The organism is Streptomyces sp. NPDC102462 (assembly GCF_044765425.1).
GTDB lineage: Bacteria > Actinomycetota > Actinomycetes > Streptomycetales > Streptomycetaceae > Streptomyces.
Window position 1 is genome coordinate 25761 of record NZ_JBIWKB010000074.1, and the last position, 12203, is coordinate 37963.

Consider the following 12203-nt stretch of genomic DNA (forward strand, 5'->3'; position numbering starts at 1 on the left):
CGGGTCGGCGGGAGTTGACTTTTCCTACCAGTGGGTAACAGACTCCTGTTACCGCAAGTAACATGCACGTGCCGCGCTGGAGGGGACATGGCCGAGTTCACCATGGAGCTCAACGACGAACAGAAGGAGGTCAAGGAGTGGCTGCACGGCTTCGCCGCCGACGTCATCCGCCCCGCGGCCGCCGAATGGGACGAGCGTGAGGAGACTCCCTGGCCGGTCATCCAGGAGGCGGCCAAGGTCGGCATCTACTCCCTGGACTTCTACGCCCAGCAGTACTTCGACCCTACGGGGCTCGGCATCCCGATGGCCATGGAGGAACTGTTCTGGGGCGACGCGGGCATCGCCCTGTCCATCGTCGGCACCGGCCTCGCCGCCGTGGGCGTCCTCGCCAACGGCACCGAGGAGCAGATCGGCACCTGGATCCCGCAGATGTACGGCGACGCGACCGACGTCAAGGTCGCGGCCTTCTGCTCCTCCGAGCCCGACGCAGGCTCCGACGTCGCCTCGATGCGCACACGTGCCGTGTACGACGAGGCCAAGGACGAGTGGGTGCTGAACGGCACGAAGACCTGGGCGACCAACGGCGGCATCGCGAACGTCCACGTCGTCGTCGCCCAGGTGGACCCGGAGCTGGGTTCCAAGGGGCACGCCTCGTTCATCGTGCCGCCTGGAACCCGGGGGCTGACCCAGGGGCAGAAGTTCAAGAAGCACGGCATCCGCGCCTCGCACACCGCCGAGGTCGTCCTGGACGCCGTCCGCGTGCCCGGCTCGTGCCTGCTCGGCGGCAAGGAGAAGCTGGACCAGCGGCTGGCGCGGGCCAGGGAGCGGGCCCGGGCGGACGGCGAGCGGGTGAAGAACGCGGCGATGGCCACGTTCGAGGCGTCCCGCCCGGCGGTCGGCGCGATGGCCGTGGGCACGGCCCGGGCCGCGTACGAGGTGGCCCTCGACTACGCCAGGACACGGGAGCAGTTCGGCCGGCCGATCATCGACAACCAGGGGGTCGCCTTCCAGCTCGCGGACATGCGCACCCAGATCGACGCGGCGCGGCTGCTGGTGTGGCGGGCGTCCTGGATGGCCGTCAACGGCAGGCCGTTCACCGCGGCCGAGGGCTCGATGTCCAAGCTGTTCGCCAGCGAGACCGCGAAGAAGGTCACCGCCCAGGCGATCCAGATCCTCGGCGGCAACGGATACACCCGCGAGTACCCGGTCGAGCGGATGCACAGGGACGCCGCCATTTACACCATCTTCGAAGGCACCAGTGAGATCCAGCGCCTGGTGATAGCCCGCACCCTCTCAGGCATCCCGATCCGCTGACGCCCCGGGGCGCCGACAACGGCATCACGGTGGCCCCCGCGACCGTCCTTGCCGGACGGGGGAGTTGGTGTGGGCGATGTCGCCGCCGCGCCGAGCGCGTGGTCCGGCTGCCGTGACGGGTCGGGGATCGGGACCGCGTTGTCCGGGCGCCTCCCCGAGCCGTCACGCCCTTGGCACCGGCGGCGGCCCCGGGCGCCCCGGCCGGCTGAGCCGACCGCATTGCCGGGCCGCCCCGCGGCGGCCCTCGGTGAGCTGATGCGACGGGCATCCGACCGCCCGTCGGCGAGGGCCGCCGCCGCGGCCCTTGCCTGTGGTTCCGCTCACACCACTCCCGACGGACCCCGCCCGGGCGCCGGGCGGCCCAGAGCGGGGCGTGGCGGCTCCCGGGCGGGGCCCGTGGTCACTTGTGGCGTAGCGGGGTCAGTTGTTCGATGTCGTAGCGCTTGCGCAGCGCCTCGATCGCGTCGTGGTCCGGCGGACCCCCGTCGCCCAGGATCTCCAGCAACTCCTCGAAGTACCGCTCGTGATCGGGCGGCGGAGACGCCTGGAAGAACATCTTCGCGGGGTTGTCCGTCGGGTTGGCGAAGGCGTGCGGGCAGCCCGGTGGCACCACGATGACGGTGCCGGGTGTCGCCCGCACCACCTTGGTGCCGGAAGGCGACTCCCACTTGCGCCAGTTGTCGGGCGTGCGCACCCGCGGTTCGAAGGCCAGCACGTCCAGTTCGCCCTCCAGCACGTAGAACAGCTCCTCGCTGCGCGTGTGCACATGGGCGCCGACGTCGAACCCGGGCGGGACCTCCACCTCGAAGGTGGAGGCCGTCCGCGAGTGCGTGCCGGTCACCTTGAACGTCACCCGCTGGGCCGGCGCCTGGACGATGCGCCCGTGTCCCGGCGGTACGAGCAACCCCTCCGTCGCGGTCATCGTCACCTCACCACGTCACGGGCAGCGTCTCGGGGCCGCGGACCACCGCGCCGCTGCGGAACGGAACCTCGTCCGGCGGCACCGCGAGCCGCATCCTCGGCACCCGCTCCAGCAGGGTGTCCAGCAGGAGTTCCGACTCCAGCCGGGCCAGCATGCCGCCGGGGCAGTGGTGCGGGCCGAAGCCGAACGCCACATGCTCGTCGGGGCCGCGGTCGAAGTCGACGGTCCCCGGGTCGGGGAAGACGTCGGGGTCGCGGTTGGCGGCCTGGTACGACACATGGACCGGGTCGCCGGCCGGGATCCGTACGCCTGAGATCTCGACGTCCTCCAGGGCGATCCGGGGCAGCCCGACCGCATTGCGGTGCGGGATGTACCGCAGCAGCTCATCGACGGCCCGGGGCCTGATCTCCGGCTCGGCGCGCAGCCGTTCGAGCAGATCGGGGCGGGTCATCAGCAGGTGGAACATCCGCCCGCTGTGGTGGGTGACCGCCTCGCCGCCGATCTGCAGGAGGACGGCAAGACCGACCGCCTCCTCCAGTGACACCTCGCCGCGGCCCACGGCGCCGCCGAGCAGCGAGGCGACGTCCTCGGAGGCACTGTCCAGGCGCACCCCGATGAGATCCGCGAAGTACCCGTACATCTCGTCCTTGGCCCGCTCGCCGTCCTGCTCGCCCTGAGCACAGGAGTGGATCTGCCGCGTCCAGATGTGCATGTCCTGCCGGTCGGCGCCGGGTACGCCCATCAGCTCGCAGATCACCGCGGTGGGGAACGGGCCGAGGACCGTGGCGGTCAGATCGGCCGGCGGGCCCGCCCCGAGCAGGTCGTCGACCAACTCGTCCAGCAGGGCACGGGCCTTGTCGCGCACCCGCCGCACCCCCTTCGCGGTGAACGCGGCGGCCACCGCGCGGCGCAGCCGGGTGTGGCCGGGCGGGTCGCGGAAGGCGACCGCGCCACGGGACGGGAGGACATGCGGGGCCGGCCGGGTGCCCTGCTGGTCCATGACCGCCTCGCGGCCGAACCGGGGGTCGTCGGCCACCGCCCGCACGTCCTCGTACCGGGTGACCAGCCAGGCCCAGCCCGCGCCGCCCGGCAGCCGGATCCGGGTGACCGGACCCTCCCGCGTCAGCTCGTCGAGCGCCGGGTCGGGGGCGGCCCCGGTCGGCTCGGGCGCCGTCCGGTCCCGTACCGTCGGCACGGACCCGGCGAGTGTCTCTTCCGCCATGTCGTCGCTCAGCCCCTCTGCACCCAGCTGCCGACGGTCATCTCGGCGGTGATGCCGGGCCCGAATCCGGCGAGCAGCCCGCGCGCCCCGTCCTCGGCGCCGCCCTCGTCGAAGAGCCGGCGCAACGCGTCCAGCACCACGGCGCTGGCGATGTTGCCGTACTCGGTCAGCGTGGACCGGCTGAACCGGAACGCGTGCGGCTCGACCTTCAGGAACTTGCTGAGGTCGTCGAGTATGCGGGGTCCGCCCGCGTGGATGACGTAGAAGTCCAGCGCGGACGCGTCCCAGCCGTGGGTGCCCGCGAGGTCCTGGAGCGCCGGGGCGAGCGGTTCCATCGTGGTGGGGACCCGCTTGTCCAGCAGGAAGTGGAAGCCCGTCGCGCGGACGTCGTAGGCGATCCAGTCCTCGGTCTTCGGGATCAGGTAGGACCCGTTGCGCTGGAGCTGCACGCCGGTGCCGCCCTGACCGCGCACCACGGCCGCCGCGATGCCGTCGCCGAACAGGCCGTTGGAGAGCAGCGAGCCGACGCCCAGGTCGGTGGGCTGGTAGCACAGCGAGCAGAACTCGCAGGCCACGATGAGGACGTTGGACTCGGGGTAGGCCGTGCAGTAGTCGTGGGCCCGGTTGATGGCCGCGCCGCCGGCCGCGCAGCCCAGCTGGGCGATCGGCAGCTGCCGGGTGGTGCTCGGGAAGTCCATCTCGTTGATCAGCCACGCGGTCAGCGACGGCATCATGAAGCCGGTGCACGACACGTAGACGATGACATCGATGTCAGACGTCAGGAGCTCGGCGTCGTCGAGCGCCCGCTGGATCACCGCGGGGACCCGGGCCTTCGCCTCCGCCTCGTAGACCTTGTTGCGTTCCTCGAAACCCGGATGCTTCAGGGTCTCCTCGATGGGCTGCACGATGTGCCGGGTGCGAACGCCCGTGTTCTCGATCAGTCGGAGGGCCAGTGGCAGCTGCGGATGGTCCGCGTGACGCGTACGCGCCAGTTCCAGTGTCTCCTCCATCGTGATCACGTTCTCTGGTACGGACACCGAGGGTCTGCACAAAGTCGCCATGAGCCGTCCCTGCTTTCGCCGTCCGGGGGTCTTCGCCCACCGGTGAGAAGGTGGTGCACTCAGGTTCGCCCGACGGGGCGACGATCTCGCGCCGGGTTACTCCGAACCGGGGACAACGGGTCGAGGACGGGCCTCGGCCCACGGCGCCCCGGCGGAGGACGCGATGCCGCCAACAGCCAAGGAAACACTGGCTTCCACGGCCCTCCGGCCGGTCACCGAGCCGGGGGCGAATCGGCTCGTCCCGGTGATCGCGGAGCGCCGGGCCAGCCGGGTCTCGCTCGGGCCGGCCGGCCCTGGAACGGCGGTGCGGGGTGGCCGTGTGTTACGCAGCCGGCCCAACGTGCCGCCGACCGCACGAAGTCGACCACGTTCTTCACCCTGCCGGCCCAATGCGACGAGATGCCGCCCGCGTCCCCGACCCGCGGCGCGAACGAGGACCGGTCCGTCGGCCCCGCCGCCGGTCCCGTCCGGCTCGCGCCGCCTGCCTCACGCGCGGCGCCCAACCCACCGAGGCATGCCCGGCCGGGTGCCCCGCCGTGCCGGGGCGGATCACGTACCCCCGCTGGAGGGTGGGGCCGCACAGGAACTGGTGCTCCTCGTCGGCGAGTTCGCGGCGGAGGCGGCCGACGCGGACGGCGAGCCGCCCGCCGTCCGGCCGCGGCGAGCACCAACTCCGCGACCCGGAGCGGGATTCACCTCACCCCCGCATCCCAGACCTGTCACGCCGTCACCACGGCTCGCCGCGCAAGCGGTCCGTCCCCTTCAAAGGCAGCTGCACCGGCCGCAGGAAGGGCGTTGCGGAGCGCACCGTCCGGCGTGCCGCGACGGGACGCGGGCAGCCGCGCGCGCTCCCGTACGGCTGCCGCCGCCGATGCGGAGCGTTCGGGTCACGGTGGGCCGCTGCTGTGGGCGATGCAGGCCACGTCGATGCGGTCGGCCAGCTTGGCGAGTTCGATGGTCAGCGCGGCCACCGTGTCCTCGTCCAGGCCGTCCTGCCCGGCCTCGACGAGTCGCAGCCACCGGCCGCCCACCGTGCGGAGCAGCTTGCTCACGTCGGACGCGGCCACCTGCAGGGCACCGCGGTCGTCGACGATCAGAGGCAGGGTCACTTCGCGGTTCACAGATCGGATCGTAGCCCCGGAAACGTCACGGACCCTGCCATACCGTGGTGATGTTGCAGAACTCGCGGATCCCGTGCCCGGACAGCTCACGCCCGTACCCGGACCGCTTGACCCCGCCGAAGGGGAACGCTGGATGGGAGGCGGTCATCCCGTTCACGTACACGCTGCCCGCCTCCAGGTCCGCCACGAACCGGTCGGTCTCGGCCTCGTCCCGCGTCCAGACGTTCGAACTGAGCCCGAACGGCGAGTCGTTGGCGATCAGCACCGCCTCGTCGAGGTCGTCGGCCCGGTAGAGCGTGGCGACCGGTCCGAACGCCTCCTCGCGGTGGATGCGCATCTCGCGGGTGACCCCGGCGAGCACGGTCGGCAGGTAGTACCAGCCGGGCCCCTGCGGGCGGTGACCGCCGCACAGCACCCGCGCCCCGCCGCGCCGTGCGTCCTCGACCAGCTCCTCCAGGTCGGCCCGCCCCCGCTCGGTGGACAGCGGGCCGACGTCCGTGTCCTTCGCCATCGGATCGCCGACCGTCAGCGCCCGCATCCCGGCGACGAACCGTTCGGCGAAGGCGTCGTAGACGTCGGTGTGCACGATGAACCGCTTGGCGGCGATGCACGACTGACCGTTGTTCTGCACGCGTGCGGTCACCGCGACCTGAGCGGCCGGGTCCAGGTCGGCGGACGGCATGACGACGTACGGATCGCTGCCGCCCAGCTCCAGCACCGTCTTCTTCACCATCTCCCCGGCGACGGAGGCGACGGCCCGGCCTGCGGGTTCGCTGCCGGTCAGCGTGGCGGCCCTGACCCGCTCGTCGCGCAGCACGTCGGCGACGGCCCCGGAACCGATGAGCAGGGTCTGGAAGCAGCCCTCGGGGAAGCCCGCCCGGTGGAAGAGGTCTTCCAGGTAGAGGGCGGTCTGCGGCACGTTGGACGCGTGCTTGAGCAGGCCCACGTTGCCCGCCATCAGGGCCGGGGCGGCGAACCGGATCACCTGCCACAGCGGGAAGTTCCACGGCATCACCGCGAGCACCGGCCCGAGCGGCCGGTAGCGCACCCGTACCCGTGACGCGCCGGAGTCCCGCGCGTCGGAACCGGCGGGTTCCTCGTCGGCCAGCAGTTCCCCGGCGTGCTCGGCGTACCAGCGCATCGCCTTGGCGCATTTCGCGCCCTCCGCGCGGGCCTGCCCGAGCGGCTTGCCCATCTCGGTGGTCATGGTCCGCGCGATGTCCTCGGTGTCCTCGTCCAGGAGGTGCGCGGCCCGCAGCAGCAGCCGTCCGCGGTCCTCGAAGCCGCTCGACCGGTAGGTGCGGAACGTGGCCTCGGCGAGCTGGAGCCGGCGCTCGATCTCCTCCTCGCCCATGGCCTCGTACGTCTTGAGCGTCTCGCCGTTCGCCGGGTTCACCGTCGCGATGGGCATGGCCGACCTCCCTCGGAGCGGTCCGTGCTACGACCTTCCCGCGCGGCGCGGGGCTCCGCAAGGCGTGCGGGTCATGGCGCTCCGCCGCCCCGCACGGCGGCGCTCACCGGCCGGCCGCGTGCTCGGCCAGCCGGTCGAGGAACGCGGCCTGCGCCCGCACGATCAGCTGCCCGGCCCGGTCGAGCCCGAACCAGGCCACCCGGTCCAGCTCCGGGAACTCCTGGGTCCGCCCGGAGCGCGGCGGCCACTGCATCCGGAAGGTCCCGGGCACCACGTCCGCGGGGTCCAGGTCCCCCTCCACCGCCCACGCCGTGACGACCTTGCCGCCCGCCTGCCGGACCTCGCCGAGCGCTACGGCCGCACCGTCCGGCGGCGGCAGGCCCAGCTCCTCCTGGAACTCGCGCCGGGCCGCGTCCCAGGCGCTCTCGTCACCCCCGTACTCGCCCTTCGGTACGGTCCACGCCCCGGCGTCCCTGCGGGCGAAGAACGGGCCGCCCATGTGGCCGAGCAGCACCTGAAGACCGTCCTCGGCGTGCCGGAACAGGAACAGGCCCGCGCTGCGCCGCCCGGTCACGGCCGCACCTCGGGGTGCGCGGCGAGCAGCGATGCGACGGTGTCGGCCTGCTCGGGACGCTTGTCCTCGCGGTAGCGGATCACCCGGGCGAAGCGCAGGGTGACCCCGGCCGGGTAGCGGGAAGACCGCTGCAGGCCGTCGTAGGCGATCTCGACGACGAGTTCGGGGCGTACGGTGACCACCCAGCCGTCGTCCGCGACGGCCAGCTCCCGCAGCCGCTCGGTCTGCCAGGTGAGCATCGCGTCCGTCATGCCCTTGAACGTCTTGCCGAGCATGGCGAAACCGCCGTCCGGGCCGCGCGCGCCCAGGTGCAGGTTGGAGAGCTTGCCGGTGCGGCGGCCGTGTCCCCATTCGGCGGCCAGGACCACCAGGTCCAGGGTGTGCACGGGCTTGACCTTCAGCCAGGACGCCCCGCGCCGGCCCGCGCTGTAGGGCGCGTCCAGCGCCTTCACCACGACGCCCTCGTGGCCGCGTTCCAGGGTCTCGGCGAGGAACCGCTCCGCCTCCCGGACGTCCCCGGGGCCGGCCACCAGGGCCCGGCGCACCCGCATCGGCTCGGGCACCAGCCGGGCCAGCTCGGCGTGCCGCTCGGCGAACGGCAGGTCCAGCAGGTCGCGGTCGCCGACCGCGAGGGCGTCGAAGAACACCGGCGAGACGGGGACCTCCCGGGCGGCCCGTGCCACATCCACCCGGGAGCCGACCCGCCCGGCCGTCTCCTGGAACGACCGGGGCCGGCCCGCCGGGTCGAAGGAGATCACCTCGCCGTCCAGGATGAACCGTTCGCCCATCAGCTCCAGGGCGGCGGCCGTCACCTCGGGCAGCCGGTCGGTGATGTCGTCGAGCGTACGGGTGTGGATGCGCACCGAGTCGCCGTCCCGGTGCAGCTGGACGCGGATGCCGTCGAGCTTCTCCTCGACCGCGCAGGCGCCCAGCTTCTCCACGGCCTCCGCGACCGAGGCGGCGGTCCGCGCCAGCATCGGCTGCACCGGGCGGCCGACGGTGAGCCGGAACCGGTCCAGGGCGCCGGGGCCGTCCGCGAGCAGCGCCGCGGCGACCGCCTGGAGCGACCCGGCGAGCATCACCGCCCGCCGGACCTCCGCCGGGTCCGCCCCGGTCGCCTGCGCCAGGCCCTCCACGGCGACGGCGTCCAGGGCGCCCTGGCGCAACTCGCCGGTGAGCAGCCCGAGCAGGAAACGCTGTTCGTCCTCGGTGGCCGCGCCGAACAGCACGCCGACCAGCCGGGAGCGCTCCGCCTGCGAACCGGCTCCGGCGAGCTTGCCCAGCTCGGTGAGGCGGGCGTCCACCTCGCGCACCGTGAGGGACGGCTCCGCGGCCGGCGGCACGCGCCGGCCGAGCACCTTCCAGCCGACGCCGAGCCGGCCCTGCGGCAGCCGGCCCGCCAGGTACGGGATGACGATCGGCACGTCGTCCGGCTCCGCGTCCCGGAACAGTTCGGCGAGCAGGGCGGTCTTCCGGGACCGGGCCGCGGTGGCCGCGACCTCCCGGGACACATGGGCGAGCCGGGCCAGCAGCATGCAGCCATGGTGCAACGCGGCAGCCGGGACTACACCCCGACGGTCGCGTCCAGATCGGCGAAGAGCAGTTCGCCGTTGATCGCCGCGCCCGCCCGGTAGCCGCGGCTCGCCGCGTTCACCACCTGCTCGGCGAAGCCGCTCGCGTTGCCCGCCGCCCACAGGCCCGGCACGCTCGTCAGGCCCCGCTCGTCGACCACGGGGAAGGTACCGAAGGGCGTCTCGCGCATCTCGGCGCCCAGCCGCACCAGCAGATCGGTCTGCGGCACCGCCCGCGGCGCCACGAACAGCACCTCGCGGTCGTGGACCGTGCCTCCCCCGGCCCCGGCCAGCCGCACCCCGGTCAGCCGGTCGTCGGTGACCGCGAGCCCCGCGACCTCGCCCGGGACCACCCGTACCCGGGCCGCCGCCAGCCTGCGCAGATCCTCGTCGGACAGCTCGTCCTCGGCGACCCGGTGCAGGAAGAAGGTCACGTCCTTCGACCACTGGGTCACCATCAGCGCCTGGTGGACGCTCAGCGGGGAGGTGGCGAGCACGCCGAACGCCCGGTCGCGCACCTCCCAGCCGTGGCAGTACGGGCAGTGCAGCACGTCCCGGCCGAAACGCTCGGCGACCCCGTCGACCGGCGGCAGCTCGTCGCGCAGTCCGGTCGCCACGACCAGGTGCCGGGCGCGCACCGTAGCGCCGCCGGCCAGCGTCACGCCGAAGCCGTCGTCGCGGGTCACGTCCACTGCGCGGTCCCGGACCAGCTCCACGCCGTAGCGAGCGATCTCCGCGCGGCCCGCGGCCAGGAACTCGGCGGGCGGCATGCCGTCGCGGGTCAGATAGCCCTGCATGTGCGCGGCGGGCGCGTTGCGCGGCTCACCCGCGTCGACCACCAGCGTGCGGCGCCTGGCGCGCCCCAGGACCAGCGCCGCGGACAGCCCGGCAGCCCCGCCGCCGACGACGATCGCTTCGTAGGTCCCGCTCTCGTCCCTCTGCTGGGCCTTCTCGGTCTTCTCGGTCATGGTTGACCACCTCCACGGAGACAGTCACCCGCACACTGCCGCGTTGACAAACGCGTTTGCCGAAACTGCAATGGAAGCATGACGGACGCGAACGAGCGCGGCATGGACCGCGCGGACGACACGGACGAAGTGCTCGCCGAGGTCGGCCCGCGCCTGCGGCGCATCCGCAAGGAGCGGGGCGCCACGCTCGCCGGGCTCTCGGCGGCGACCGGTATCTCGGTGAGCACGCTCTCCCGCCTGGAGGCGGGACTGCGCAAGCCCTCCCTGGAGCTGCTGCTGCCGATCGCGCGGGCCCACCAGGTGGCGCTGGACGAACTGGTGGGCGCCCCACCGGTCGGCGACCCGCGGGTACCTGCGGCCAGACCCATCGAGCGGTACGGGCGCACGCACTGGCCACTGACCCGTCAGCCCGGCGGGCTCCAGGCGTTCAAGGTGCTCGAACCGCAGCGCAGCCAGGAGCCTGATCCGCGCACGCACGAGGGCTACGAGTGGCTGTACGTGCTCTCCGGACGCCTGCGGCTGGTGCTCGGCGAGCACGACGTGGTGCTCGCGGCGGGGGAGGCGGCGGAGTTCGACACCCGGGTCCCGCACTGGTTCGGGTCGACGGGGGAGGGGCCGGTGGAGTTCCTGAGCCTCTTCGGGCCGCAGGGCGAACGGATGCATGTGCGGGCGCGGCCGACTCGGCGCGCCGAGGACGACTGACGGCGGTGGACCGTGACCGACGGCGGCCCGGCGCGACTGACGGCTGACCGTGGCTGCCGGTCGCCGGCCGTGGCTGATGGCGTCGGCTCGGGGTGGCTGTTCCCAGGATGGCAAGCGACCGCTTAGTATGCGGTCGGGTCCGGTCAGGCGACGCAGCCCCGTGGAGGCACCGCATGCAGGCATGGCACGTGCACGAGATCGGCGAACCGAGCGAGGTGATGCGGCTGACCGAGACGGAGCGGCCCACGCCCGGCGCCGGCCAGGTCCTGCTGCGGGTGCGCGCCGCGGGCGTCAACTTCCCTGACGCGCTGATGTGCCGCGGCCAGTACCAGGTCCGCCCGCCGCTGCCGTTCACCCCGGGAGTGGAGATCTGCGGCGAGACCGCGGACGGCCGCCGGGTGATCGCCACCCCCGCGCTGCCGTACGGCGGCTTCGCCGAGTACGCCGTCGCCGACGCCGCCGCCCTGCTGCCCGCGCCCGCCGCACTGGACGACGCCGAGGCCGCCGTGCTGCACATCGGCTACCAGACGGGCTGGTTCGGCCTGCACCGGCGGGCCCGCCTGGAGGCCGGCGAGACGCTGCTCGTGCACGCCGCCGCGGGCGGGGTCGGCAGCGCGGCCGTACAACTGGGCAAGGCGGCCGGGGCCACCGTCATCGGCGTCGTGGGCGGCGCAGGCAAGGCCGCCGTCGCCCGGGAACTGGGCTGCGACACCGTCATCGACCGGCACGCGGAGGACGTCGTCGCCGCGGTCAAGCAGGCCACCGGCGGCCGGGGCGCCGACGTGGTCTACGACCCGGTCGGCGGCGACGCGTACGCCCAGTCCGCGAAGACCGTCGCCTTCGAGGGCCGCATCGTCGTCGTCGGCTTCGCGAGCGGCACCGTGCCGAGCCCGGCGCTCAGCCACGCCCTGGTGAAGAACTACTCGGTCCTCGGCCTGCACTGGGGCCTGTACCGCACCAAGGACCCCGAGCTGGTACGGCACTGCCACGAACGGCTCACCGAACTGGCCGCGCGAGGTGCGATCCGGCCGCTGGTGAGCGCCCGGGTGCCGCTGGAGAAAGCCGCGGCGGCCGTCCAACGCGTCGCCGCCGGCGCCACGACCGGCCGGGTGGCCGTGGTACCGGGGGCGGAGCACGGGACCCTCTGACCGACGCCGGGTGGCTGCGCCGCCGTACCCGACGGGCGCCGGGGAACCGCGTTGCCGTACCCGCGTGTTGCGTCGGCGTCACGACCGGCCGGGTGGCCGTGGTGCCGGGGGTGGAGTACGGGACCCTCTGACCGACGCCGGGTGGCTGCGCCGCCGTACCGACGGGCGCCGGGGAACCGCGTTGCCGTA

The 12203-nt window shown here is 73.4% G+C and carries 11 protein-coding genes; 3 read left to right on the forward strand and 8 right to left on the reverse strand.

Features of this window, described 5'->3' with window-relative positions:
• Positions 1-87: 87 nt before the first annotated feature.
• Positions 88-1314, forward strand: a complete 1227-nt coding sequence (locus ACIRFL_RS38365; protein WP_404038611.1) for an acyl-CoA dehydrogenase family protein — start codon at positions 88-90, stop codon at positions 1312-1314.
• 400 nt (positions 1315-1714) lie between these two features.
• On the opposite strand, the gene ACIRFL_RS38370 is transcribed toward ACIRFL_RS38365, so the two are convergent.
• From ACIRFL_RS38370 to ACIRFL_RS38405, 8 genes are all read right to left on the reverse strand, one after another.
• Entirely contained in the window at positions 1715-2236 is a 522-nt protein-coding gene (locus ACIRFL_RS38370) for a cupin domain-containing protein (protein WP_404038614.1), read from the reverse strand.
• A 7-nt stretch (positions 2237-2243) separates the two neighbouring features.
• Positions 2244-3458 (reverse strand): cytochrome P450, encoded by a 1215-nt coding sequence (locus ACIRFL_RS38375; RefSeq protein WP_404038616.1) that lies wholly within the window; start codon positions 3456-3458, stop codon positions 2244-2246.
• Between the two features lie 8 nt (positions 3459-3466).
• Positions 3467-4519: a type III polyketide synthase gene (locus tag ACIRFL_RS38380; protein ID WP_404038619.1), complete on the reverse strand. Its 1053-nt coding sequence runs from the start codon at positions 4517-4519 to the stop codon at positions 3467-3469.
• 887 nt (positions 4520-5406) lie between these two features.
• Positions 5407-5640 (reverse strand): DUF6213 family protein, encoded by a 234-nt coding sequence (locus ACIRFL_RS38385; protein WP_404038622.1) that lies wholly within the window; start codon positions 5638-5640, stop codon positions 5407-5409.
• Positions 5641-5665: 25 nt separating this feature from the next.
• Positions 5666-7051, reverse strand: coding sequence for an NADP-dependent succinic semialdehyde dehydrogenase (locus ACIRFL_RS38390; RefSeq protein WP_404038625.1), 1386 nt, complete (start codon positions 7049-7051; stop codon positions 5666-5668).
• A gap of 103 nt (positions 7052-7154) precedes the next feature.
• A complete protein-coding gene (locus ACIRFL_RS38395) occupies positions 7155-7625 on the reverse strand; it encodes an NUDIX domain-containing protein (RefSeq protein ID WP_404038628.1) in 471 nt (156 codons plus the stop codon).
• Complete coding sequence (locus ACIRFL_RS38400; protein WP_404038631.1) at positions 7622-9160, reverse strand: ATP-dependent DNA ligase; 1539 nt, start codon at positions 9158-9160, stop codon at positions 7622-7624. The genes ACIRFL_RS38395 and ACIRFL_RS38400 overlap by 4 nt, the downstream gene beginning before the upstream one ends.
• Positions 9161-9189: 29 nt before the next feature.
• Positions 9190-10164: an NAD(P)/FAD-dependent oxidoreductase gene (locus tag ACIRFL_RS38405; protein ID WP_404038633.1), complete on the reverse strand. Its 975-nt coding sequence runs from the start codon at positions 10162-10164 to the stop codon at positions 9190-9192.
• Between the two features lie 78 nt (positions 10165-10242).
• Here ACIRFL_RS38405 and ACIRFL_RS38410 point away from each other — a divergent pair, with 78 nt between their 5' ends.
• Positions 10243-10866, forward strand: a complete 624-nt coding sequence (locus tag ACIRFL_RS38410; protein WP_404038635.1) for a helix-turn-helix domain-containing protein — start codon at positions 10243-10245, stop codon at positions 10864-10866.
• A gap of 173 nt (positions 10867-11039) precedes the next feature.
• Entirely contained in the window at positions 11040-12014 is a 975-nt protein-coding gene (locus ACIRFL_RS38415; protein WP_404038638.1) for an NADPH:quinone oxidoreductase family protein, read from the forward strand.
• Positions 12015-12203 lie beyond the last annotated feature (189 nt).